A 26201-nucleotide genomic window follows, 5' to 3' on the forward strand; every position below is an offset into this window, starting at 1 on the left:
GACAATTTTATTTATTCCTATACATCCTTCCCAATATCTTTATATCCTTCTTTTATATTGATAATATTTTTAAAGCCTTTTTTCTCTAACAGTCCGACTGCTATGGAACTTCTAACTCCTGATTGACAATGAACGAATAAGGGTTCATTTGTATCAAAAGGGACTTCTGTTCCTAACAGTTTCCCATGCGGTATATGCACAGCTTGTTCTAAATGACCTTGATTCCATTCACTATCGTTGCGGACATCCAGCACGTTTTTCTCTTTACCTGTGATATCTTTACTGTGCACATGCTGAGAAATAACTTCATCTTTCGGTTTCACATATCCTTGAACAAGATCAAAACCAATTAATTGTAAAACATACGCAGCGTCTTGAACTGTTTGGTTATCACCTACAAGATTAATAGGCTGTTCATAATCCAGATACCAGCCGATTTGATTGATAAAGTTTTTATCAAACGGGATATTAACGGTACCATGTCGATGTCCGCCATGATATGCATTTCGCGTGCGTACATCAAATGTTTGTAATGATTTATCCCCCGCTGGGTATACAATGTATGGTTTGAAGTATTCATTGCCATACTGATTTATTTTTTTCATTTGGGCAAAATGATGCGGCGGCTCCGGCTGGTCTGTTGTTAATTCTGTAGTAAAAGTCGCCTCATCTGGCGCTTGAAATGCCCAATTGTTTATTTTTTCATAACCTAATGTCGATGTTGGAACTGCACCAAGTGATTTCCCGCAAGGACTTCCAGCTCCATGTCCCGGCCAAATTTGAATATAATCAGGTAAAGCTTTTATTTCTTGAATGGATTGATACATCTTTTTTGCGCTATCTTCTGTGGAATCACTTACTTGTACCGTTTTTTCTAATAAGTCCGGACGTCCTACATCCCCAACAAACAAGAAGTCTCCTGAGAATAGCCCCATTGGTACAGAAGAGCCACCTCCTTTGTCTATAAGCAGGAAACTAATACTCTCTGGGGTATGTCCAGGTGTATAAATAACTTTTAAAGTAACATTGCCAACATGAATGTCATCATTATTCTTAACAAATATCGTACCATCCGGCATATTTTTATAGCCTAATGTCTCATCCCCTTCACCAGACACATAAACATTCACATTTAATTTTGCCGCAATATCACGGATACCTGAAGCAAAGTCTGCATGGATATGCGTTTCTGCCGCATGGGTAATTGTTAAACCTTCCGCTTCTGCGACTTCAATATAATCACGAATATCGCGCTTTGGATCAATAACAATTGCTTCACCTGTACGCTGACATCCGACTAAATAGGAGCTTTGTGATAAGTGCTGATCATAAAATTGTTTAAAAAACATAACAATTCCTCTCCTTTGTTTTAAATAAATAGATTATGCTTTGCTTTTTCTGTTTCTCCGATATACGTACCTACCCCGGCAAATTCAACTTCTGAGCGTAATTCTTCTTTTTTGATTCCCATGACATCCATACTCATAGTACAAGCAATCAGTTTAATATCCTGTTCCATTGCTTTCTCTATCAATGCCGGCAGGCTATCAACATTTTTCCGCTTCATAATAAAACGCATCATTCGATTACCTAAACCAAACATATTCATTTTCGATATAGGCATGTTAACAGGCGTACGAGGTAAAAATAAATCAAATAATTTTTCCATCCCTCGCTTTTTCACTTTTGCTTTATTGTTAAGCTTTAGTGCATTTAACCCCCAGAAAGTGAAGAAGATGGTTACCTCTCTTCCCGCTGCTCTAGCTCCATTAGCAATGATCAATGCTGCCAGTGCCTTATCCAGCTCTCCACTGAATAATACAATTGTTGTATTATCCGCAGTTTCTGTTATTTCCATCTCTTTATTAACTTGATCTTCTTTTTGAATAATTGCTTTAATATACTCATGGTTCTTTTCTAAATCAACAATGGAATGTCCCGTTTGGGCTGCCCAGCTTCTTACATCACTGTGAAACCCAAAATCAGTAACTTTAACCTCTATTTGTTTCCCTGCATCCATTTTTTGAACTTCTGCATTTAAACTCACAATGGGTCCTGGGCATTGCATACCGCTATAATTAACAACATTACGATTAGCTTGAATGTTTAATTCTTTCTTTTCGTCAGCAAGCGAGAGATGCTTTTCAGCAAAAGCCGTATAACCACCATCTAAATTGATAATATCAAAACCTTTGTCTGCTAAAAAGTGACTTGCCTTTTGGCTTCTGACACCAGATTTGCAATGAATATAATATGTCTTATCATTTTCAGGATACTTATTCTCCATTGTTGATAAAGGAAAATTATACGCATGCTGAATATGCCCTTCATCATACTCCGAGGATTCACGTACATCTACTAATTGCCCTTTTTCACCTAACTCCTCGAGCTCTTTTTTTGAAAAATCATTCATATGTTTTGTTTGATAAGTTGCCATAACAGCCTCCTCTTTATACCTGTGGGGGTATAATAAATGATAAAGAATCATTTGTCAAATACCTGGTGGGGTATCAAACAAATTGGAAAATTACTCTAATATTAACTAAACAATCTAAATGACGTTATAAAGATGATGGAAGGTTAATGTATATATTATTATGACTTTAACTCATCCTGACTCTCTCTTAATTATTAATTCGTCTACAAATTGTAAAGGTTCATACTCTCAAATAATATCTATCCAAATTTTTATGGCGGTGGCAAATATTAAAAGCGCTAATATTGTCCGTAATATTTTGGTATTCATTCTTTTGCCCGTATTTGCACCAATTGGAGCAGCAAGTAAGCTGGCAATTATTATGACAGCTGCTGGTCCGTATAATACTTGACCAGTGATTATTTTTCCTGCAGCTGAACCAATGGAAGATAGAAAAGTAATTGCTAAAGAAGAAGCAATGGTTACTCTTGTAGGTATCTTTAATATGACAAGCATAATCGGAACAAGTAAAAATGCGCCAGCAGCACCAACAATTCCTGCTCCTATTCCAACAATAAATGCTGATATAATAGCAGTTAAATAGTTAAATGTCACTTCTCTGTTCTCTTGTTCATCTACCTGTTTTTTCGGTACAAACATCATAATCGCAGCAATGGTTGCTAAAATACCATATATCACATTAATGTTACTGTCTGATAACGAATCAGAACCAAATCCGCCTAGAAAACTTCCAATTAAAACAGAAATCCCCATTGTTAATATTAAAGATTTATTTAGATATCCATCATTTTTGTATGCCCACATACCGCCAATTGTTGCAAAGAAAACTTGAACAGCTAAAATGCCGGCAACTTCTGATGAAGATAATGAGCCTACTCCAAGCAGCACTGGGATATATAACAAAAGTGGATAATTAATAATAGAACCGCCAACACCTAACATCCCTGATACAAACGATGCAAAAAGTCCAATTAAAAATAATACAATCATAAAATCTAATTCCATTTAATCACCTGTTTCCAATCGATACTTATTTCTTTCTATCTCCTCCGTAAAACGCAATAGCTATGCAGTTACTGAACGAGCACTGTAACGACATAGCATGGAATACGTATTTCTTCAGGTGATTCTCCGATTTGATCAACAAGTGTGCCTGCCATAATATAACGCGAACCGGCTATTTTTTCTTCTTTGCATTCTGAATGATTTCGAACTGTAAAAAGTCCTTTCTTTTCAAAATGGCATACCAACTATACAGCTTTGCCCATTAATTTATATCCGTATCTGTGATTGGTTTAATATATTCTAAGATAGACTGAAAAGCAGGTCTATCTTAGCGGCTCTTCACTAATAAGTTCACTGCCTGTTCAACATAATCTGTTGTATCTTCTCCCTCTTCTACGGCTTTTTGTACACACTCTGCCAGGTTTGAACTGACAATCACACCCATTGTACGATCAATAGCAGTACGTGAAGCAGATAGCTGCGAAACAACATCGCGACAGTCTTGTCCTTCTTCCATCATTTTCAAAACGCCTCGAAGCTGTCCTTCTATACGTTTAATTCGATTTTTCATTTGATCATTATATTCCATCATATATCCCTCTCTTACGAATTGATTTATATAAAACCATATACCCTTGCAAGTAAGTAATCAACATTGCAATTTAAGCTGGTTTTTGAGCAACAATTTGAATAATATGTCCAGTCCCGCTGTGAAATTTTCCTTCATTACGCTCGACTTCACCCATAAAGAAATGAATGATTTTCCAATCCCTAAAGGCTTCTAATATTTCTTGAGGTGTATATAACATGTCTTCGTCTTGCGGTCCGCCGCTTTGATATGGAATCTGATACATTGAATAAACTTCAGAGACATAATAGCCGCCAGGTTTGATAGAACGCTTCACATTTTCTAATACGTTATGACGTAATTCTGAATGGAAGTGTCCATATATACAAACCACTTCATCCCATTTATTTTCAGCCCAGTCAGCTTGGTTTAAGTCAATATTCTCCGTATCAACATGTACCTTTCGTTCATCGGCGAGATTTTGCATCTTTTTGATTCCTTCTTTAGAGGAATCCCATGCCGTGACATCTAAACCTTCTTCAGCTAAAAATACCGCATTGCGCCCTTCTCCTTCAGCAATTGCCAAAGCTTCACCTGAAAAATGATGTTTATTATGCATTTCTTTCAAAAATTCGTTTGGTGCTTTGCCATACACATATTCATTTGTATTAAATTTCTTATCCCAATGATTCATCTAATCAACCCTTTCTTTAAACAATATACCACTACCCCTATGGGTATGTAAATTATTTAAACTTATAGTACTTTATTTATTATTATGTCCTGAAAGAATTGTGTTTTTCTATGTTTGGAGCGGGAGGCTCGCAGCCAGTTATACTGCGATAAACTATAAAGAGATCTATATAACTAGAGAAAGCCTCCCGCTCCTATTTTATTTATTACCTCATTCATATCTCATCAGTCCGTAATAGAAGCATACCACTTCTTCATCGAGCTAAATGTTTCCTCATCAAACCCAATCAGATAAATCTTCATCTCATTGCTTGATAGAAAGTCATGAATAACGGAAACAGCAACTTTAAACGCTTGTTCCTGAGGGTATCCATAAACACCAGCAGAGATTAGCGGAAACGCAATGCTTTCCAATTGATATTCTTTCGCTAAATGAAGGGAATTTTGATAGCAATCTGCCAACAGTTTCTCTTCATTCTCTTTTCCACCGTGCCAAACCGGTCCAACAGTGTGAATAACATAACTAGCAGGTAACTGATAACCTTTTGTTATTTTCGCCTGCCCTGTTTCACAACCGCCGAGGGTACGGCATTCTTCATATAATTCAGGTCCTGCCGCACGGTGAATGGCTCCATCAGCCCCGCCTCCTCCTAACAATGTGGAGTTGGCAGGGTTCACGATGGCATCTGTTTGGACTTTTGTTATATCGTTTTGAATGATTTTAAATGGCATACGAGCTTCACCTCTATTCAAAATCTTTACTTAAAATATCAACCCGTTCTTCAAAAGATACCTCACGATGCACTTCATGTAACATCCACACATATCCAAAGCTATCTAAAAACATTGCATTGGAAATACCCATTTCTTCCATTCTTGTGACAGGCTGAATCTCCGTTGCATTAGCAGCCATTGCTTTATCATATGTTTCTTGGATATCTGGAACCGTTACATTAAACCAAAAGGATTGGGCTTGACCTTCTTTTGGTGCAAATAATTGATATTCCGGATTTTCATCAAGCATATGGAATCGTGTACCATAAATAGTAAATACCGCTTCGTTATTCCCAACCTTAAAATTGGTCTCCTCTACCACTTCTACATCAAAAATGGATTTATATTGTTCCAATGCTGTTTTGCTGTCTTTAACTACAAAATCAAATTCTACTCCTTGTACCATTCAGCTCTCTCCTTTTTTATAGGTGTATCATCTTTTATAAGAGTACCTTTTAGATGATGCCTTGTTAAACGTTACAATATTTCTTGATTTGTTTGCAAACCATTATTCCTTCTTATAATTGTGCTGTAAACCAATCATTATAACATCTTTTTATTGGATATTTTTTGCACGTTCCAGCCAAGACTCTTTGCCCATGCACGCGCTTCTGATGCTTCCGATTTATCTTCTCCTTCATAAATCGTTCCTAAAAATTCTGCAAAGCCGCTCAATCCGCCAACATCATCACAAACGTTAATTCCTTGTTTATGAATGCATACCGGCTTATGCTTATCCAAAACTTCTGCCTCCGCTATCGCCAGTTCCTCTTCACTAATCAGATTTTGTTGCAATAAATCGGCACAATCCTCATGTTTTGTTATGGTCACCGTCCAGCTATCTCCAAAATCATATTCATAAAACAGTTCTCTGGTAACCGGAAACAGCGTTTCATCATTCATTGGTTCATTTTGTGCAGCCAGCAGCTTATCTGCTTCTAAACGTTCCAACAAACTATCCGTACCGCCCTCCATTGTAAGAGTAGCATTCATTTCATCAAGTGTCAGATCAATTAAAGGTGCTTTTCGCAAGATTTTCCTTTCGGCATCCGGATCCTCTTTCATCCGATCCAGATAGTCCCTGACTGATTCCTGTACCTCTATCATTGAAAAATGATCTAACATCTGCTGTATGTCTTGTTTTGCCGCTTCCGGATGCTCTAAATTTCCGCCATATACATAAGGGCCTGTATACTTTTTCTTCAGCCACGTATTAATACTTCCGCTTCTGTAATCTTCATCCCAAAAAATATCATGCTCTGCTTCAGAAGGCGGTTGAAAGAGATCACCTACTAAATCGGACCAGCCTTTCACCGTATTACCGGTTAATTTTTGATAGACAGACTCCGGCAGCTGAAATTTGCGTAGATGCGAATTCTGCCATCCAAATAATTTTTGGATCGCATAATGCAGATTGTGCAGCGGCATGTCAGACGGAATAAGAATATCCCTTGATATAGATTTACCATCTAAGGACTCTCCATATCTTTTCAACATTCTTTTTTCAAAATCCGACAAGTAATCATCTGTTAATGCCAGATGCATACGGACAGGATCAATTTCTTCGTTCGCCATGTTCTTATTGTTTTTCACTTTTTTCCCTCCTCCAATCTTACTTGTGTACAAGTTTCATATGACTAACTTTATTATATGAAACATTATTTCTAATGCCAACAAGATTACATGCAACCTCGCAAGGATAATTTATACATGAGCAATCTGTTTATCTATAGTATGAAATGCTTCAATAAACTTCTATTATTCAACACCGATTTGCACAGCTTATTCATATTTATTTCGTCTGCTTTCACATACAAAACACTGAGCACTTTATTTATCACGTCTGGTTCATTCAAATTTTCGATATAGTAATCCCAAAAGTCTTTTCGTATTAGAAAATGACGGTTCGCAAGGATTAGCCTTTGCATTTTATCATATTCCGATTCTTTATTAAATTGATTCAATGTGTCCTTGTGTTTCTCTATTATCTCAGCGGTAATCGCTTTTAAATTCCATAAGCGTTCCTCTATTTCCGGATCCAGAGTGTCTCCCGGCTTCCAGAGAATCAAATAATCTATATCACTGATGGTGTACTTGGAAACACCCGTTTCTCTTTCTTTTCTATACTCTGCCATTAATTGAGACACAAGTTCCTGAATGGATTCTTTATTACCATTATCTGAACCCTCTTGTTTTGATTCTTTTTAATCTGATTCTTCTTTCTCTGCTTTAATTCGATCCGATTCTTCCTGTTCTGCCTTTGCCCGATCTGCTTCTTTTTGTACGGATGTCTTTATTGTCTCTAAATCCACCAGTCCCCCTAATGTATTCTCTAATTTATTCACAACTTCTTTCGGAGACAGATTTTGAATCATACTTTTCTGGAAACCATCTGAAGGAATGATGAGTTTTCCAAACTTTGTGTATATCATTTCTGCAAATTCTTGCGCATTATGCTGACAGCCATCCTGGTTGAGTACACAAATCTCACATGCCTTTTCAACAGAAAATCCCATACTGAAAAAATGACTTAATGAAATATCAAAATAAGCTGTTCGCATACCTGATTTTTTAAATTTTTCTGTAAAGCAGGCTGTTATTATATCATCACTAAATTCTCTTCTCACTAATTCTCCCAAAGCAACGTCTACTCCCTGCATGTTCAGATCCATAAAAAATGTCAGGGCGTCATACTCGTTCCAAGCTATTTTACGAATTCTTTTCAGTAATTTTTCGCTGTCAGCCCGCTCTGTCAATTGGACAGGCTTGTTCAAAATAGTATTTGCCCATTCGATGGCATCATGCATCTGGTCAATCGTTATGTCTCCTCTTACAAGAACTTTTTCCGGAAACCTGCTTTCAAACAGACAGGCAATAGCTAATATATACTTATGATATGGAGTTCCTTGCGTCTTACCATCAAATAACCGGTATTTGACGTTCTTTCTGGCCGTCAAATACATACCAATTCATCAAGCGAGCTAAAATATCGGGACATCCTTCAGGCAGAGGATTTCGTTCTCGGTAGTATTCGATATCCCGGAAAAGAATGAAAGATTCTGCCCCATGCATCGTTTTATACTCTCCAAATACACGCCACCCTTTTTGATCGGTACCCAATTCCATTTCATCTGCGCGAGCAGCATATAACCAAGGTATACCATAAGTATCTTTGTCTGCACCAGGACCTAAAAACGGATAAGCCCGGATTAATTTCAGTGATTCCTCATATACTGCTTCCCATTCCTCCTGGCCAATTTCATACGGCAACATATCCATATAAATATAAACACCCATCCTTTTCTCCTCCTCTTATGTTTTTATTCCTGCATAAAGGCAGTTTATAAAAGATAAATCGGTTACAATTTATTTGCACATCATCGTACAACCACTGGCAAATCCTCTCCAATCATAAAAGAACATTCGTTCGCTTTTATTACTATACCAAACTTTTGTTCTTAAAGCGAGCATTTTTTCTTAAAACTACTGTTATCAAAAAAACGCTTATCAATAGATAAACGTTTTGTCTTTTTTATCGATTGTTGAAAATGACAATCTTACCTATCACATTTCTGCTCTCCATGCATTTGAATGCTTGATTCATATCGCTTAATTTAAAATGATGCGATATCGGTATTTTAATTTCTGCATTTGCTACTAAACGGAAAAAGCGAATCGCACTTGTCTTTAAAGAATGCGGACAGCCTTTTTGTCTTTGACCAGAACTATAACCAAGAACGGATTTTGATGTGGTATGAAGGTCATATGAACGGACAGTTCCGCTTTTCCCGGAAGCATGTCCAAAAGTAATTAGTTTGCCATAAGGGGCTAAACAGGCTAAACTTTTTTCAAATGTATGCCCTCCGATGGAATCGAAAACAATATCTACTCCTTTATCCTTTGTAATTTGTAACACTTTTTCTTCAAAATCCACTTCAGTGTGTTGAATGACATAATCAGCACCATATTGTCTGATAAACTTTGCTTTTGTTTCGCTGCCAACAACACCGATAACTTTAGCTCCAATATGCTTGGCAAGTTGTAATAATGTGAGCCCGACACCTCCAGCAGCTGCATGTATGACTGCTGTTTCATCTTTTCGTAATCCGGCGACTTTATGTATAAGTTCATATGCTGTGATTCCCACACTGATTGAAGCAGCGGCTACATCAAAATCAAGATTATTCTCCATAGGATAGAGCAAGTCTTCATTCACACATACATATTCTGAAAATGCCCCGCCAGAAGGAAAACCTGCAACTCTATCTCCTATTTTAAAATGCTTTACTTTCGACCCTTTATCGACAACATATCCTGCACAATCAAAACCAGGAATGAAGGATTCTCGTGATTGCTGATGATATGCTCCTTTAACCGCCAAGAGATCCGCAAAATTCAAACTGCTTGTATATACCTCCACGAGAACCTCATCTTCTCGCGGAACTGGTACAGATACATTTTGGATGACAACATATTGATTATTCTCTTTATCATAGTTGCTTATAGCAGCCCGCATATATATCACCTGCTTTGGGATTTTGTTTTAGTATAACATGCGAATCGTTTTTAATTATTTTGGCTGCTGATTTTGTATGAAAAACACCTCTTTACGAATCACAAAAAGGCATTTTTCTTTCACGTCTATATATTTGATTTTTTATACAATCGATCTGCCCCCTGATTATTCCAATGCCCTTTTTAATACATATAAGCAAGTTTATATCTCTTCATACTTCTATTGTGCAGTGGAGAGATTTGACTTGTATTGCAGTCTCACCCAAGTGCACCTAGCCTTCTATGAAGTTCGTGTTCCTAAGGGCAGAGGTTTGTCGCTTCCTTCAAATTCTGGGGCGCTCCAGACACTCTTGTCTTAAGCTGGCTACTGTTACTGTTTTTGTAGTTCGGGACTTCAACCCTGGAAAGTGTGTGCATGCCTGGCACACACAAGAAGCGACAGGGACCTATTCCCTGTCGCTTCTTGTTACTTATCTTATTCATCTTTATGGTCTTTTCTCTCTTCACCTCTCTGATTTTTTCGTCCTTTAACACTTTTATAAAGATTTCCGGGTGCCTCTGATGTTTTTTCGATAATATCGTACGCTTTCCCCGCTGCGCCTTTTAAAATATTTCCCGAAGCATCGGTCGCCTTTTCAACAAGTCCTCCTTCACCTGAAATTGATTTAATAATTTTACCGGACGTATCAACAGTATGGTCGAAAAACTTGTTCGCTTCCTGAGAGGTCTTTTTAATCAGATTATCATCGTCTTTGCCTCTTTGGTTTTTATCGTTACTCACCGGCATTCCTCCTCTCTAATCTGATCAAGCTTCTTTACTCAAGATATGATGTTTTCGTTAAAAACATGACTTTTCAGAGAAAAAGAGTCGATGTGGCGAAAGGATTTCAAAATAGAATCCTCTTGAATAAATTTCAACATTCAAAACTCTTGTGATACCAATAGTTCAAAGCTTTTCATATCAATATTTTCTACAGATTGATAACATCTTTTATCCCTCTTCATCTTTTATTTCCATTTATATATAAAAAACTAAACTACGAAATAAAAGCCGCACGCCCTCATTTACGCAATTTAGTTTATGATCTCTCTCAGTCATTATTTAGAACGAATTGTAAGTGTGTCACACATTCCACGTGTGTGGTAATTGCTATTGGAACGCAATTCGTTTTCCTCGTTTTCAGTATTGGAATACAATTCATTAAAAGATTCCTTTTTTTTATTTTTTCTCGGAGGTTTAAAACTATTTCCATCTAATGAATCGACTGTTCCAATTTTGTAAATAAATGTTAACTTATATGGATTGTCATTTCCTTCATTATCCACACCACCAACTATTACTTTCTCTATTATACTTTCAAAAACATATCGATCAAAAGTATTTAGACCATTTTCTTTTTCTAGTAATTTTCTAAATTCTAACAATCGTTCTTTAATATCTTTTTCATCATCAAGACTTGATTGTAAATAGGCTTTTCTTCGTTTCTTGTCATCGAGTTTTTTGATTGTCTTATTATATTTATCTTCATATGTTTCTTTATCTAGCCTACCCTCTATATGCATATCAATCAACTTATTTTTCTTTTTCTCTAAAGCTTCAATTTCTATCTCAATTTTAGAAACCTTCTCATATGCTGTATTTACACTTAAACTCTCTTCCATTCTTTCCAAAAATTCTTCTAAGACATCTTGATTATTATTACACATAAGACGATAACTTTCTAAAAATGCTTTTTCAATTATTTCTTCCTGTATCCCTTTACTCTCTGGGCAATATTGTTTTCCTTTTTTTGTACTAGTCATACAATGCCATATTATTTTATGATATGAACTGCCACCATGCCAACTTCGTCTCGACAATATGCTTCCACAATAAGGACATTCAAGCAAGCTGCTAAAAGCGTACTTACGACTATACTTTTCCCTCTTGCCACCATTTCTGTCTACTCTAAGTTTGTTCCGATTCCTGCGTGTTCTAATCTCTTCTGCTTTTTCAAAAATTTCAGCACTGACAATTGGTTCATGGTTATTTTTTATATAGTATTGATCTTCTTCTCCAAAATTACTTAATCTACGTTTTGTAATAGGATCAACTGTAAAGGTTTTCCCCATTAAAAGATCACCTTTATATTTCTCATTCTTAATAATACGAAGTATAGTTGCGTCTTGCCATTTTGTATTGCCTTTTTTTGTTTTATGGCCTAAAGCTTCCAACTCTTTTGCTATCATCTTTCCTCCTGCACCCTGCACATATCTTTCAAATATATATCGTACTATTTCTGCTTCTTTTTCATTTATAGTAAGCGTTTTATCTTCCGGGTTATAATCATAACCAATGCAACCTTGAAAACCTATCAGCTCCCCTCTGCTCATTTTCATTTTTAAGCCTTTTTTTACATTAGCAGAGATATTTTCAACTTCCTGTTGAGCAACCGAACTCAATACTACAAGTAACAATTCTCCATCCATCGTAAGCGTATTAATTTTTTCATCTTCAAAGAAGACTGCAATATCTTTTTCTTTAAACATTCGAACGTATTTAAGCGTGTCTAAAGTATTTCTTGCAAAACGAGATATTGATTTGGTAATAACCATATCAATATCTCCATTCATACAATCATTTATCATTCTTTGAAAATCTTCCCGCTTAACCGTTTGTGTTCCTGTAATCGCTTCATCAGCATAAATACCAGCAAATACCCATTCCGGATTGTTATTAATTAAATCCTTATAATAGGTAACTTGTGACTTATAACTACTTAATTGATCCTCATCATCTGTACTAACCCGACAATATGCAGCTACTCGACGCTGTTCAATAGCTTTGCCTCGCCGATGGCTAAAACGGGAATTGTTTCCTTTTATAATTTCAACCTCTGACATTACAAATCCCTCCTTGGATTTTATTACCAATATTCTACGGCGATTTAAAATAAAAGTCAGCCTGTAATATCAGAGATAATATGATAATCTTTCATTAATTTACTTTTTGCCATTTTATATTCTTCCTCTGAAATTAACTTATAAGTCAGTAATTGTTTTAACATAGAAATTTGCATACTGTATTTAATCAAATTCTTTTTCATAAAAACCTACCTCCTCAAAGAATTTCAAAATAAAAAATCAGACGGCTGTTGGTACAGCTCCACGGGAATTTCACCCCTGCAAGTATTTCTTCCAGCCCTACTCATAGCTTGCGACGCTCCAAACGCTCGAACCATGACGGTAGGGGAGTATCATTATACTGCTAATGAGTCATCGCCAGTAATCCACCACGATTACATTAGATTCTTTGTTTATCGCTCGTTTCAGCAGAAAGTCATGGCGCAAGAATCAAGTAGCTCTTCATCAGCAGAACGTATCTGATTTTCCAATTTATAATGCATGAGATTAATCATGCTTTCTTTATCAAAGAACGTTAAAAATCATTCTCCCACTTTAAGTGACTGCTAAAAGAAAAAGGAAAGTTCCATATGCCACACATCTATTTTTTTAAATAAGAAATGCTGACTTTCCTTTCTCTCCTTCCTTTGCTATTACTACAAATAGAAAGAACCATTTTGCCAAAAACGAGTAAAAACCAAAAAAAGAAATCATAAATTGAACTTGCATGTGTTTGGTAAATGTTCTACATTTGTTAAGCTGTTACGATTAAGAATTTAATACTAATTGGCTATAACGTGTTTATGATATTATGTATTTAAAGGAAAGAATAGGTAGGATTGGAGGAATAAAACTTGAACATTCATGAATACATTAAATTTCTTCGCAGAGCAATCAATAATGTGGAAGAAGTGTATTTTGGAAACCAAAATTGGATTGATTCTATGTTAAATGTTCATAATATTAAATCTCAGGATAAAAAGCGTGAAAAGCTAATGCCATATTTGAGTATGCATAATGAGCGAGTTTTCTGTTATGAGCTTTATCATCAATTGCGTAAAATTATGGAAGAAAATAGGTTGAATGAAAAAGTGATTTTACAAGCTGAACTTCGCAAGGCTCAAGTAAGTGATGAAATCACACAATTATTTGGAGTAAATAGTACAGACGGAGTATATTACCCTGACTTTTTAATACATGAACCGGGTACATATGAAAATCAAGACTTAATTATTGAAGTCAAAGCTAATCCTAAACTTTCTACAACAGATATGCTAAATGATATTAAGAAAATTGATCAATTCATTAATAGATACAACTACAAAAAAGGAATCTTTTTAGCAATAAATGTGAATAAAGAAAGGTATAATCAACTAATGACAAATGATCATCTTCTAAATAGTTTAGAAGAACAAATTAATTCTAAAAATGAAATCTTACTTATGTTTAGAGAGTCAGCAAAGGAGCCCACGATCTCAATAAACCTAGCAAACTTGTTACAATGAAAAAGCTAAATATTAACTTATAATCATCATGGGCTGCAAAACTATCACCACTTCCTTTAATCACCTTTACAAAGTGGTGATAGTTTTAGCTAATAATAATCATTTGTCTTGTAATCCTCCAAATTGTCTCTTTTCTTATTTAAAACATTTCTGATTTGTTCCTAATACAACATTGAATTTTCTCAAAGCTTTCTTTATCAAATATCAACTAGGAAGAACGAGGATTAAAATGCTTAAGAATAAAAACCCTAAGTCAATTCAAATCTTAATATAGCTGTAATTAATTTTGTTTCTAAGCGTCTACGTGTATAATCATCTACTACCATTTGAGAAGCACCAAAATCATCTTGTACTAACCGTAACGATAGTTTATTTATATAAGGTTCATAATGTTTAAGCACTGCGTTTATAGCTTCTACCTCACCCTTTGAAGCTTCTGCAATAATAGAGAAAGGTAACAATTCATTTACTGAATTAAGAGAAATCAATTGATTTTGATCCATCATCATTCCCCTCCAATCTCTGTTTTAATTCTTCTAGTGCCTTCTTTCTTTGATATTGTACTGTGCTTCGAGCACGACCCAATATTTTTCCGACTTCCTTATCTGTCATATTCAAGAAGTAGGATAAAAGAATAACTTCTCGTTTTTTATCAGATAAGTGACAAAGTGAACGAATTAGTTCTTCATTTTTTAAAATGACTTCATATCCTAAAACTTGAAAATAATACCCTTCCAGGACATAATCATCAATAACTGCAAGTTCTTGAGGTTCAAAATTTGATAAAGTTGTAAAAGATACCTCTACTTCACGCTGGCGTTGTAATTGTCTTTGGATGTTAATCACTTCATTTTTTAAAGTTTTCTTACAATAACTATCAAAAGTATGCTTTTTATGCTCTTCATAGGAAGTTAACTTCATAATTTTCAGCTCCTTCCATTTTCGTAAAAGCAGTGATAGCATTAATTCCTCCTCTTCCTTTGTCATTACTACAAATAGTAGTACATATTTTGCCAAAAATGAGAGAAGATCCTTATAAAGACAAGAAAAAACCCGAATAACAAATAAGTTATCGGGCTGTAATAAAGTATTGACTATTTAATCCATATCTATTATTAATTTGTTATTAGCGTCTAATATCTAGTAGAGAGCAATAAAGCAACCCTCTCTTATAACGAAGATACAGGTTGCTTTATTGTGTTATTTCAAATGATATTTAAATTAAATCTTCTTTTCTACTATACCTAGGTTAGGTATTTATTTAATTAAAATATATACACAAAACTTATTTCATTTTGTGCTTTTTTATCACTCTTAAGAATGAATGATACTTATATACCCGCTTATTATTCCTCTCCATTCTGCTGTGCTTTACCAGAAGGTGGAATATGACGTAATCGTGTTGCGGAAATAATTGCTGCTACTCCTGCAATTATAGCTGAAACGATAGCGGCAGTATTTAATCCACTGGTGAACGCATTTTGAGCCGCCATAATCAAAGACTCCCCAAGCGTTTCCGAAACATTAGAAGCTGAGACAATAGCACCATCAATACTGTCTGAAGCTGCTGCTGCAACATTTGGAGGCAAATCTTGAGGTAGTGTATCGACAATTTCACTGCGATAAGCTGCTACTCTAATACTTCCAATTACTGCGACCCCAAGCGAAATACCTAAATCATTAGCTGTTGTCGCAAGACCAGAAGCTCCTCCTGCTTTTTCTGGCGGAACAGAGCTAACTACTAAATCGGTAGTTAAGGCCATCGATGGAGCTACACCAGGATAGGTGACCACAAAACTTGCAATAACAAGTGCAAGCCCCGTACCAGCGTCAAGTTGTGTAAAGAGTATATAACCAATCACTTGAATTGCTAGACCTATTGCAATAACATTACCTGGACGAAAACGGCGTGCCATCATCGGTGAAAGCGTAGAGACTACAATCAATACTGCGGCAGCTGGAAGAATAGCAAATCCTGCCGTCATCGGCGAAAGTCCTTGTACCTGCTGCAAGTATTGAGTGAAAAGAGAATATACTCCACCAAGTGCTGCTGCCGAAAGTAAGAATACACTAAGCGCACCACTAACCGTACGATTTTTAAACAACCGAACATCTAATAAAGGTTGTTTTGCTCGTAGTTGTCGAACTACAAACCAAATTCCCACTAGTATACCTGCAACTAACAAAGTAATTGTTGGACCTACAGCAGCTTGTGCTGCAAATTGTTTAATGCTGTAAATTATCGCTAGCAATGTAGCAACTAATAATAGAGCACTGAATAAATCAAGCTTTCCACTATTTTGATCACGGTGTTCAGGTACTAGAATAGGTGCACCTAGTGCAACAACTAACATAACTGGTACTGCTACTAAAAATGTCGCTTGCCAGCCAAATACTTCTAAAAGCAGACCGCTTAATAATGGTCCAAGGGCTACACCGGCTGAAATTCCACCTGCCCAAATACCAATCGCAACCCCGCGTTGTTCAGCATTTTGAAACAGAACGAAAATCAGTCCAAGTGTAGCAGGTACCATCATTGCTGCTGCTAAACCTAAAACAGCACGCCAAGCAATCATCATGGATGGATCACTTGTTAATGCTGCCAATATAGAAACAACTCCAAACAAGATAGCACCTATTACCATTAATAATCGTTTCCCTACTCTATCTCCAAGAACTCCCATTGCGACTAAGAATCCTGCCATCACAAAACCGTATATATCAAGAATCCACAACAATTGCGTACTGGAAGGCCCTAAGTCAGCTGCCATACTGGGGGCAGCTAAGAACAAAATAGTTAACATCATGAACAGTAATGTTGAAGGTAAAACTAACACGACAAGCCCCCACCATTGTCGAGCATTTGCACGAGGTACTTCAGGATTATTAGAATTAGCCATGTTGCACACCTCCTATATTTGATATGATACTCACCCAATTGTTATTTTTTAAATCTTTCAACATTTGGAATTCCTCCTTCATTATGAAAGATATTTGATTTCATTTTCTATTATTGTGTAGAAAAATCTCTGATTGTTTTTTCATTTAATTTTAAGGTAGTTAGCCGATCGACTTCTATTCCATTTTTAAAAAGAATTAAAGTTGGAATACCTATCACGTTATACCTCTGAACAGCAAATTCTAGGTCTTTATCTACGTCAACATCATAAAACATGACATTTTTTATTTCTTCTGCTGCCGATTCAATAATGGGAGTCACCTGCTGACAACCTTGACACCATCCTGCCGTAAAGTTGAGTACAACAGGTTTTTCTTCCATTTTGACTAAAGTACAAAAGTCATCTGTTTTCAATTCCTTTAGCATAGAGATATCTCCTTCACCATGAAAGATAGTACCTTAACTTTAACCTCTATTATTGTGATGAAAAGTCTCGAACGACTTCCTCACTTGCTTCCGGTGCAGTTACTCTGTCTGCCTCTTCCCCGTTTTTGAAAAGAATTAAAGTTGGAATACTCATCACCTGATATTGCTGGGCAAACTCTAACTCTTCATCTACATCAACATGATAGAATGCAATCTCTTCTTCCAACTCTTCTGCAACTGATTCAACGATAGGAGCTAGCTGCTTACAGCCTGGGCACCAGTCTGCGGTAAATTTCAACACAACAGGTTTTTCTTCTGCTTTTACCAATGTGTCAAACTCATTAGCTCTCAATTCTTTGACCATTACAAATCCCTCCTTTCCTTTTCCTTGTTTAAAAAAGTTACTTTAAAGGATTCGTCTCTATAAATGTCTCTACATCCATGGCAGCCATGCAACCTGTTCCAGCTGCTGTGACAGCCTGCTTGTATCTTTGATCTTGCACATCACCTGCTGCAAACACACCTGGTATATTCGTATTTGTCGTACCAGGTTCAACCTTAACATATCCATTCGGGTAAATATTGATGGCTTCTTTCAAAAAATCGGTGTTAGGTATATGACCAATCGCTAGAAAGACACCATCTGTTTCAATAAGTTGTTCTTCCTGGGTTTCTTTATTCTTAACACGAATTCCTGTGAGCTGATTATTTTGAGAAAGAATTTCCATCGGTATACTGTTAAAAATCCAAGATATTTTCTCGTTATTCATTGCTCGATCTTGCATAATCTTAGAAGCTCGCAATTCGTTCCTTCGATGAATAACCTGTACTTCTTTCGCAAACTTTGTTAAAAATAAAGCTTCTTCCATAGCAGAATCTCCACCGCCAACAACAACCACTTTTTTATCACGGAAAAAGAAACCATCGCATGTTGCACAGGTACTTACTCCGCGACCAAGGTTTTCTGCCTCTCCTGGAATCTCCAACATTTTCGCCCGGGCACCAGTAGAAACAATCACAGATTCCGCTTGAATTTCACCGAGACCATCTGCTTCTAAACGAAAGGGACGACTTGAAAAATCTACTTCTTTTACTAAAGCCGTTTTAAATTGTGCTCCAAATCGTTTCGCTTGTGCCCGCATGGTATCTATCAATTCTGGTCCCATCACTGGATCAGAAAAGCCCGGGTAATTTTCGACCGCTGTTGTCAATGTTAACTGTCCACCTGGTTCTGGACCTTCTAAGATTAATGGTTCCATATTTGCTCTGGCTAAATAAATGGCAGATGTTAAACCAGCAGGACCTGTTCCTAAAATGACTGTTTTATACATAATCCACCTCTTCATTAAAAAAATACTTATATATTTTAAAAGGACATTCAGTGAAGGGTAAAATTTTCCTTCACTGAATGTTAGGCTATCAACCTAAACTTTCCTCTAAACCGTTTCAGCTGACGATTTAATATCAGAAAGAGAAACTTACAATACTAGGATTGCCTTATACGTTATTTCTTCGATGAACTTTTTGGCTGATCTGTTTTTGCATTCTCAGTCTTTGCTGATTCTTTTGGTGAGCAGCAAGAGCACGTTGGTTTAGCCATTTATATCACCTCCTTAAAAATAAGGTGTCATATGATAAACCACTCCTTATCCAACTTCTAAGAGCCGTTTAATCTCCTCTTTATTCATTTCAAACCCTGTCATACTTTTTCTTGTTTTTCTTAGACCTAAAATGGAGGATTGAGAAAAGACAATTCCGGGAACCACTCTAGCCCCTGTTCGACTTTTAAGCTCTTTTTCTTTTTCTGGCTGCTTGGTTAAATCATATTGTTTGTGTGGTATCCGATGTTTTTCCAAGAATTTTTTCAAGTCTTGGCAATCAGAACAAGTTGGTCTTGTATAAATTTCTAATTGATAATTAGCCATTTATCTCACTCCTTCCATTTGATTTATATTAAAATGAGTTACTCTTTTACTTCTAAAATAAATGGATATACATGAATTTCCCCATCAAATTTGAATTCTGCCCAGACTTTATACATCCCTGGATTTGTGAAATGAGCATTAAACGTCGTGGAATCATCTGACGCAGGGTGAACATGGATATATTCTTCTACCTCTTCATCTACAATCACCACATGACCTAAAGCACCAAGGTGTGTTTCCGGTTGTTCCCCTTGCATATCAAAATTCAAAGGAACCTCTTCTCCAGCTATTGCTTCCACTTCTTCTAAGGTCACTGTTTTTCCATCTACTTCTTTTGTCCATTCATTATCCGCATGTAAATGTGCTTTGGCTGTTTCTTCTGTTCCAACCTGTAATAGGTTTGGAGCAGGTGTATAAGCTTTGTTTTCCGGCACAATATCAACAAATGCTTGATACGTTCCATCTTCTAAGGCTTGATTAACTCGAAATCTTCCTTCCTCTTCTTTTTCAGGATGGAGATGATAATACTCTTCCAAATCGTTAGAGATCAGAATAAAATGCATTTCTTTTTCATGCTCGATAGCGAGTTCTGGTGCTGCTCCTGTATCATCTTCCAATGAGATGACAAGTTCTTCATTATCATAGGACACATCCGTTTTTACTTCTGAATCCGTTTCATGTCCATGCTCGTGCTCATGTTTATGGTCCATGTCTTCTTCCTCCTCTGAATTACTTTCTGTATTATGGTCTTCATGATCGGTCCCATCTTCTTGTGAAGCTTCATCATTATTATGCTCCTCATGCCCAGCCTCTTCGTCACTATGTCCATCGTGCTCCATTTCACCACTGGCCAAAGGATTGTTTCCTGTAATCACACTATATCCTGCAAAAACAATGACTACATAGACAATCCCTAGAGATACCCACTTTTTTACGGACATAATTATTGGCCTCCTTTTAGCTTTAATCGCTGTAATCGTAAAGCGTTAAGCACTACAGATACAGAACTGAATGCCATTGCTGCTCCAGCAACCCAAGGAGCTAATAGACCAATTGCAGCAACTGGAATGGAAGCCGAATTATAGAAGAAGGCAAAGAATAAATTTTGCTTGATATTACGCATGGTCTTTGCACTGATTTCCACACTGTCTGCCACGCTGTTCAAATCTCCACGCATTAATGTTATATCTGCTGCTTCAATCGCTACATCTGTTCCCGTACCAATTGCCATCCCGATATCGGCTACAGCTAAGGCAGGTGCGTCATTGACACCATCACCGACCATCGCTACTTTTTTATCCATATCTTGTAGCATTTTAATTTGCTCTGCCTTTTGTTCCGGCACTACTTCCGCAATCACATGATCAATACCAACTTGTTTTCCAATAGCTTCTGCAGTCCGTTCATTATCCCCTGTAAGCATAATGACCTCTAAACCTAGTTGATGCATACGGTGAATAGCAGCCTTAGACGTTTCTTTCACTGTATCAGCAACCGCAATGACACCAGCTAATTGGTTGTCTATTCCAATTAACATCGCTGTCTTACCTTCTGATTCTAACTTTGTCATTTGGTTTTCCACAGAATCAACCGTTATATTTTGCTGTTTCATTAGTTTTCTGGTTCCAACATAAATCATTTTTCCATTTATGGAAGCTTGAATACCGTATCCCGGGATTGCTTCAAAGGAATCTGATTCTTTTACTTGAACCCCCATTGCTTTTGCACCTTTAACAATCGCCTCTGCAAGTGGATGTTCTGAATTGTTTTCAGCCGAGGCAACGTAATAAAGAACTTCTTCTTCCGTGAAATGTTGATTCGGAAGAACATCAGTCAATTCTGGTTCTCCTTTGGTGACAGTTCCTGTTTTATCTAACACAATCGTCGTTAGGGAACGGGTATTTTCCAAATACTCTCCACCTTTAAATAGAACACCGAGTTCTGCTGCTCTTCCTGATCCAGCCATCACAGAGGTTGGAGTTGCCAAACCAAGTGCACATGGGCAAGCAATCACAAGTATAGTGATAGCAGGAACTAATGCGGAACGGAGATCACCAGGTGCAACGATAAAATACCATACTAGAGACGCCGCAATAGCAATTAACACAACAATGGGAACAAAGATACCCGATACACGGTCAGCTACCCTTTGAATATCAGCTTTACTTCCTTGTGCCTCTTCAACCACTTTAACAATTTGAGAAAGAGCTGTATCTTTACCAACTTTGGTCGCTTCAATTGTCAGCAGACCATTTTTATTAATCGTTGACCCAATAGCTACATCCCCTGTTTTCTTATCAACCGGAATACTTTCACCCGTTATCATTGATTCATCGACTGCGGATTCCCCTTTGACAATTTGCCCATCAACTGGAATCTTTTCACCTGGTCGTACCATGATGGTATCACCAACGATAACTTCTTCAATCGCAATCTCTTGTTCCTCCCCATTTCTGATTACCCTAGCTGTTTTTGCCTGCATACCAAGTAATTTTTGAATAGCCTGACCAGTACGTCCTTTGGCGCGAACTTCGAATAGTTTTCCAAGAATGATCAAAGTGATAATCACTGCCGCAGCTTCAAAATAGAGTTCTGGCATACCGACTTGCCCCTGTACTTGCCACTCGTAACCCAAGAAAATACTATAGAAGAAGGCAACGGATGTACCTAATGCAACAAGAACGTCCATGTTGGCACTGCCATTCTTCAAGGCTTTATACGCAGATTTATAGAACTGAGCCCCTACAATAAATTGTACTGGTGCTGCTAAAGCTAACTGTACCCATGGGTTCATTAACATATCTGGCGAATAAATAAAGGACGTAAATTCAAAATGTGTCACCATCGTCCACAATAACGGTAAAGTTAAAATGGCTGAGAAAATAAATTTCCCTGTCTGATGACGAATTTCTTCATCCTTACTATTGGCAGTATCTTCTTTAGAAGTTTGTGTTTTTAAGCTATAACCAAGCTTTTTGACCGTTTCAATCATATCGTTTACCGTCACTTGACCTTGATCATAATCCACTGCCACGTTTTCTAATGCAAAATTCACGGAGGCACTTGCTACACCTTCCATTTTATTTAATCGCTTTTCAATTTTAGTAGCACATGCCGCACAAGTCATACCGGAAATATCAAAGGTTTGTTTATCATGTGCTACATGGTAACCCAATTTTTCAATTTTCTCTTCAAAATCCTGTACACTTGTGACAGATGGATTATAAGTAACTTTTGTCTTCTCTATTGCAAAGTTGACATTGGCTTCTGCCACACCATCCATTTTATTTAAACCTTTTTCAATCTTGGTGGCGCATGCTGCACAAGTCATACCTTGAATCTGTAAACTAACTTCTTTTTGTGTTTCCATTTTTTTATTTTCCTCCTTCCTCATACCAGGACAGGGTATAATATAATTGAAAAGGAAATCGTGCAGGTTTTGCACGATTATCCTTTTTATTTAACGAAAAAAATGAAGCATGTTTTGCTGCACATTCCTTATGCAACATCATATCCTTGGTCTTCAATCGCTTCTGTGATGTCTTTCAAGTCCACTTTATCTCCATCAAAAGTGATATCGACCTTTCCATCTTGTAAATGAACTTTGACGGATTCAACACCGTTTAATTCACCAACACTGCCTTCAATGGAGCTGACGCAATGCCCGCAAGACATGCCTTGTACGTTAAGTGTTTTGTTTGTCATGAATCATCCCTCCTTTCTGATTACATTTATATATTACCATACCCTAGTTAGGTATTGTCAAGTGAAAAATTTATTTCATTATTTTAGAAATCGTCGTCATGAATTCAGATATAACTTCTGGATCTTTTTTTTCCAATTTTTCAATGACACAAGTATGAATATGACTTTCCAATAGTAATCGAGAAACAGCATGTAATGCCGATTGTACGGCAGCCATTTGATTTAATATATCATCACAATATACATTTCGGTCAATCATTCGTTTTACTCCCTTTACCTGTCCTTCAATGCGACTCATTCGATTCATCAGCTGCTTTTGAATATCATCTGACATAATTACCTCTCCGTCTTTACAACAGTTTTCCTTTTGATCCATATGGGGGACTAGTTGAGCAATCTCCTTCATGTAAACGCTCCCTTCTAAAATCAAATAATTACTTTATATTTCCTTACTGCCAATATACCATACCCCCAGAAGGTATTCAAGTATTTTATTTAAAATAAATAAAAAGCTTATAGAGAAAGTTATTTCATTTTCTCTATAAACTTTTTATGAAGGATTGTTCTCTTATATTATTTAGAGTACTGATTAATAACTGCTAACAATTCATCAATAACTTCTTCTTCATTTCCATCCTTAATAGAATGAGTCATACATGTTTTTGCATGTCGTTCCATGACAGAAAAGCCAACTTTCTTTAAAGCTGACTGCACGGCAGATAATTGAATAAGAATATCCATACAGTAACGATCATTTTCAACCATATTTTGAAGTCCACGAACTTGGCCTTCTACACGTTTTAAACGATTAATTACACGTTCCTTTTCTTTATCTGTCCGTGGCTCCACTGCCTTTTTTCCTTCTGTTGCATTTTGTATTATTCCTTCTGATTTCATCATTATAATCGCTCCTTTAATTTATATTTATATATTATCTCGCATTTAGGTATCATTACTCTCTTTTTAAATAATTCATAGTAACGAAAACCTGAGTACACATTGCTCATAAAAAGTGGCGGGTAAAAAATGAATCACACTTTAGCTTTTTAGTTCGATTTTCTTTCATGCTTACTTATACCCCATCAGCCAGTAATACATTATTTCTCTCCCCTTTTTTACAATGCTTGTTGATTCCCAAAAACAGAGGAATACGTCTTCCATCCGCCATCTACATTTTTCACTTCAAATCCATTATTTTTTAGAATACGACTAGCTAGATACCCTCTTAAACCAACTTGACAACTTACATAAATGGTCTGATCTTTTGGTATAGTATCAAGAGAATTTCTTAACTCATGTAGCGGAATATTAACAGATCCTTTGATATAACCAGATTCACGTTCCCCTGAGTTACGAACATCAATTAATAACCTCCCATCAGCAACAATCTGGTCTACTTCATGCCACTGGATATGTTCTAATTCCCCGTCTATGATGTTCGCAGCTACATACCCTGCCATATTCACTGGATCTTTTGCTGATGAATAAGGCGGTGCATAGGATAACTCTAAATTTGTTAAATCTTCTACAGTTAACCCGCCTTTTATGGCTGTAGTGATAACGTCCATGCGTTTATCCACGCCTTCTTCTCCAACAGCCTGAGCACCGAAGATTTTTCCTGTTTCTTTATCAAAAAGTAACTTTAGGGAAATTGGTACAGCTTCTGGATAATAATTAGCGTGAGAGCTTGGATGAACATGGACCACTTCGTAGGGAATCCTTAGCCGTTTAAGTGTTTTTTCATTATTTCCTGTGGATGCAACGGTCAAATCAAACACCTTTGCAATGGATGTGCCTACTGTCCCTTGATATTTCTCTTTTTTACCCATTAAATTGTTAGCCGCAATACGACCTTGTCGATTCGCTGGTCCAGCAAGTGGAATCATTGTCTTTGTGCCTGTGATATAATCTGCTACTTCGACCGCATCCCCAACCGCATAGATATGATCATTGGATGTTTGCAGATAGTCATTCACGATGATTCCTCCACGTTGCCCTAATGAAAGTCCTGCTGATTTCGCCAGTTCATTTTCCGGCATAACACCGATAGAAAGAATCGTCATATCTGTTTGAAGTTCCGTCCCATCAGAAAGTATAATCTTCTTTCCTTCCTCTGCAAATGATTGAACTCCATTGTCCAGAATCAATTGAACCCCTTTTTCTCTTAAATGCGTGTGCAGAATAGCTGCCATTTCCATATCAATCGGTGCCATGATTTGATTGGCCATTTCAACTATGGTAACCTTTATCCCTCTGTTAGCAAGATTCTCCGCCATCTCAACACCAATAAATCCACCACCAACAATGACAGTTCTTTGTGGCAGGTGATTATCCACATAACGTTTGATAGCATCTGTGTCGGGAATATTTCTTAATGTAAATAACGAATTATTTTCCTTTAACCCTGGTATCGCAGGTACAATTGGTTTGGCTCCCGGTGATAACAATAATTTATCATAGGATTCTTTGTACGTTTCTCCGCTTTTTAGGTTATTAACTGTCACCTGTTTTTTATCTGTGTCGATGTTCACTACTTCACTCAAATTACGTATGTCGAGATTAAATCGTTCCGACATACCTTCCACAGTTTGTACTAATAATTTATTGCGATCCTTAATTGTTTCTCCGATGTAGTAAGGTAATCCACAATTCGCAAATGAAATATGTTCTCCTCTTTCGAAAAGCACAATTTCTATTTCTTCACTTATTCTTCTTAACCTTGCGGCGGCTGTTGCCCCACCTGCTACACCACCTATGATAACAACTTTTTTTGTCATGATATTTCCCTCCCAAGTCATTTATTGAAATCTGGACCTTAATCCGTCCATAACCAGTTATAAAGTAACATCTTTTTTTGATTAAAAAT

29 protein-coding genes are annotated in these 26201 nt (G+C 36.7%); 1 reads left to right on the top strand and 28 read right to left on the bottom strand.

Going from position 1 to position 26201, the window contains the following annotated elements; translation table 11 throughout:
- Window positions 1-17: 17 nt before the first annotated feature.
- From cstB to ACFQ19_RS05540, 15 genes are all read right to left on the bottom strand, one after another.
- Window positions 18-1349: a persulfide dioxygenase-sulfurtransferase CstB gene (gene cstB, locus ACFQ19_RS05470; RefSeq protein WP_379591114.1), complete on the bottom strand. Its 1332-nt coding sequence runs from the start codon at window positions 1347-1349 to the stop codon at window positions 18-20.
- A 20-nt stretch (window positions 1350-1369) separates the two neighbouring features.
- Window positions 1370-2437, bottom strand: coding sequence for a DsrE/DsrF/DrsH-like family protein (locus ACFQ19_RS05475; protein WP_379591115.1), 1068 nt, complete (start codon window positions 2435-2437; stop codon window positions 1370-1372).
- Between the two features lie 228 nt (window positions 2438-2665).
- The gene (locus ACFQ19_RS05480; protein WP_379591116.1) at window positions 2666-3442 is read right to left on the bottom strand and encodes a sulfite exporter TauE/SafE family protein; all 777 of its coding nucleotides are present in this window, start codon (window positions 3440-3442) and stop codon (window positions 2666-2668) included.
- A 328-nt stretch (window positions 3443-3770) separates the two neighbouring features.
- Window positions 3771-4031, bottom strand: a complete 261-nt coding sequence (locus ACFQ19_RS05485) for a metal-sensitive transcriptional regulator (protein WP_379591117.1) — start codon at window positions 4029-4031, stop codon at window positions 3771-3773.
- Between the two features lie 73 nt (window positions 4032-4104).
- Complete coding sequence (locus tag ACFQ19_RS05490; protein ID WP_379591118.1) at window positions 4105-4704, bottom strand: class I SAM-dependent methyltransferase; 600 nt, start codon at window positions 4702-4704, stop codon at window positions 4105-4107.
- 224 nt (window positions 4705-4928) lie between these two features.
- On the bottom strand, window positions 4929-5435 hold the full coding sequence (locus ACFQ19_RS05495; protein WP_379591119.1) for an O-acetyl-ADP-ribose deacetylase: 507 nt from the start codon (window positions 5433-5435) through the stop codon (window positions 4929-4931).
- A gap of 13 nt (window positions 5436-5448) precedes the next feature.
- On the bottom strand, window positions 5449-5883 hold the full coding sequence (locus ACFQ19_RS05500; protein WP_379591120.1) for a VOC family protein: 435 nt from the start codon (window positions 5881-5883) through the stop codon (window positions 5449-5451).
- A 137-nt stretch (window positions 5884-6020) separates the two neighbouring features.
- Window positions 6021-7070 carry an IS1096 element passenger TnpR family protein gene (locus tag ACFQ19_RS05505; RefSeq protein WP_379591121.1) on the bottom strand — a complete coding sequence of 350 codons (1050 nt, stop codon included), beginning with the start codon at window positions 7068-7070 and terminating at the stop codon, window positions 6021-6023.
- A gap of 134 nt (window positions 7071-7204) precedes the next feature.
- Window positions 7205-7612 (bottom strand): hypothetical protein, encoded by a 408-nt coding sequence (locus ACFQ19_RS05510; RefSeq protein ID WP_379591122.1) that lies wholly within the window; start codon window positions 7610-7612, stop codon window positions 7205-7207.
- A gap of 69 nt (window positions 7613-7681) precedes the next feature.
- Window positions 7682-8440: a hypothetical protein gene (locus tag ACFQ19_RS05515; protein WP_379591123.1), complete on the bottom strand. Its 759-nt coding sequence runs from the start codon at window positions 8438-8440 to the stop codon at window positions 7682-7684.
- Complete coding sequence (locus tag ACFQ19_RS05520) at window positions 8397-8774, bottom strand: hypothetical protein (protein ID WP_379591124.1); 378 nt, start codon at window positions 8772-8774, stop codon at window positions 8397-8399. Before ACFQ19_RS05520 ends, ACFQ19_RS05515 begins: the two co-directional genes overlap by 44 nt.
- A gap of 235 nt (window positions 8775-9009) precedes the next feature.
- Window positions 9010-9993, bottom strand: coding sequence for a quinone oxidoreductase family protein (locus tag ACFQ19_RS05525; RefSeq protein WP_379591125.1), 984 nt, complete (start codon window positions 9991-9993; stop codon window positions 9010-9012).
- A 474-nt stretch (window positions 9994-10467) separates the two neighbouring features.
- The gene (locus tag ACFQ19_RS05530) at window positions 10468-10773 is read right to left on the bottom strand and encodes a hypothetical protein (RefSeq protein WP_379591126.1); all 306 of its coding nucleotides are present in this window, start codon (window positions 10771-10773) and stop codon (window positions 10468-10470) included.
- 317 nt (window positions 10774-11090) lie between these two features.
- The gene (locus ACFQ19_RS05535) at window positions 11091-12875 is read right to left on the bottom strand and encodes a recombinase family protein (protein ID WP_379591127.1); all 1785 of its coding nucleotides are present in this window, start codon (window positions 12873-12875) and stop codon (window positions 11091-11093) included.
- Between the two features lie 56 nt (window positions 12876-12931).
- Complete coding sequence (locus ACFQ19_RS05540) at window positions 12932-13078, bottom strand: SHOCT domain-containing protein (protein WP_042533183.1); 147 nt, start codon at window positions 13076-13078, stop codon at window positions 12932-12934.
- A gap of 651 nt (window positions 13079-13729) precedes the next feature.
- Here ACFQ19_RS05540 and ACFQ19_RS05545 point away from each other — a divergent pair.
- Window positions 13730-14380, top strand: a complete 651-nt coding sequence (locus tag ACFQ19_RS05545) for a hypothetical protein (RefSeq protein WP_042533181.1) — start codon at window positions 13730-13732, stop codon at window positions 14378-14380.
- A 248-nt stretch (window positions 14381-14628) separates the two neighbouring features.
- On the opposite strand, the gene ACFQ19_RS05550 is transcribed toward ACFQ19_RS05545, so the two are convergent.
- From ACFQ19_RS05550 to ACFQ19_RS05610, 13 genes are all read right to left on the bottom strand, one after another.
- Complete coding sequence (locus tag ACFQ19_RS05550; protein ID WP_042533179.1) at window positions 14629-14883, bottom strand: helix-turn-helix domain-containing protein; 255 nt, start codon at window positions 14881-14883, stop codon at window positions 14629-14631.
- Window positions 14855-15367: an RNA polymerase sigma factor gene (locus ACFQ19_RS05555; protein WP_379591192.1), complete on the bottom strand. Its 513-nt coding sequence runs from the start codon at window positions 15365-15367 to the stop codon at window positions 14855-14857. The genes ACFQ19_RS05550 and ACFQ19_RS05555 overlap by 29 nt, the downstream gene beginning before the upstream one ends.
- A 359-nt stretch (window positions 15368-15726) precedes the next feature.
- Window positions 15727-17280, bottom strand: coding sequence for an MFS transporter (locus tag ACFQ19_RS05560; protein WP_379591128.1), 1554 nt, complete (start codon window positions 17278-17280; stop codon window positions 15727-15729).
- Between the two features lie 110 nt (window positions 17281-17390).
- Entirely contained in the window at window positions 17391-17705 is a 315-nt protein-coding gene (locus tag ACFQ19_RS05565; protein WP_042533175.1) for a thioredoxin family protein, read from the bottom strand.
- A 49-nt stretch (window positions 17706-17754) separates the two neighbouring features.
- Complete coding sequence (locus ACFQ19_RS05570) at window positions 17755-18069, bottom strand: thioredoxin family protein (RefSeq protein WP_042533173.1); 315 nt, start codon at window positions 18067-18069, stop codon at window positions 17755-17757.
- 37 nt (window positions 18070-18106) lie between these two features.
- Window positions 18107-19036, bottom strand: coding sequence for a thioredoxin-disulfide reductase (trxB, locus tag ACFQ19_RS05575; protein WP_042533171.1), 930 nt, complete (start codon window positions 19034-19036; stop codon window positions 18107-18109).
- Between the two features lie 315 nt (window positions 19037-19351).
- Complete coding sequence (locus ACFQ19_RS05580) at window positions 19352-19630, bottom strand: glutaredoxin family protein (RefSeq protein WP_042533169.1); 279 nt, start codon at window positions 19628-19630, stop codon at window positions 19352-19354.
- Between the two features lie 38 nt (window positions 19631-19668).
- Window positions 19669-20571 (bottom strand): hypothetical protein, encoded by a 903-nt coding sequence (locus ACFQ19_RS05585; protein ID WP_244882382.1) that lies wholly within the window; start codon window positions 20569-20571, stop codon window positions 19669-19671.
- Window positions 20572-20573: 2 nt separating this feature from the next.
- On the bottom strand, window positions 20574-23000 hold the full coding sequence (locus tag ACFQ19_RS05590) for a heavy metal translocating P-type ATPase (RefSeq protein WP_042533167.1): 2427 nt from the start codon (window positions 22998-23000) through the stop codon (window positions 20574-20576).
- A gap of 128 nt (window positions 23001-23128) precedes the next feature.
- A complete protein-coding gene (gene copZ, locus ACFQ19_RS05595; RefSeq protein ID WP_042533165.1) occupies window positions 23129-23335 on the bottom strand; it encodes a copper chaperone CopZ in 207 nt (68 codons plus the stop codon).
- Between the two features lie 70 nt (window positions 23336-23405).
- Complete coding sequence (locus tag ACFQ19_RS05600) at window positions 23406-23741, bottom strand: metal-sensing transcriptional repressor (RefSeq protein WP_052485021.1); 336 nt, start codon at window positions 23739-23741, stop codon at window positions 23406-23408.
- A 167-nt stretch (window positions 23742-23908) separates the two neighbouring features.
- Complete coding sequence (locus ACFQ19_RS05605; protein WP_374705724.1) at window positions 23909-24235, bottom strand: metal-sensitive transcriptional regulator; 327 nt, start codon at window positions 24233-24235, stop codon at window positions 23909-23911.
- Window positions 24236-24450: 215 nt separating this feature from the next.
- Window positions 24451-26112: a CoA-disulfide reductase gene (locus tag ACFQ19_RS05610; protein WP_042533163.1), complete on the bottom strand. Its 1662-nt coding sequence runs from the start codon at window positions 26110-26112 to the stop codon at window positions 24451-24453.
- Between the last annotated feature and the right edge of the window lie 89 nt (window positions 26113-26201).

The sequence above is a fragment of the Oceanobacillus locisalsi genome, from assembly GCF_042675985.1.
GTDB lineage: Bacteria > Bacillota > Bacilli > Bacillales > Amphibacillaceae > Oceanobacillus > Oceanobacillus locisalsi.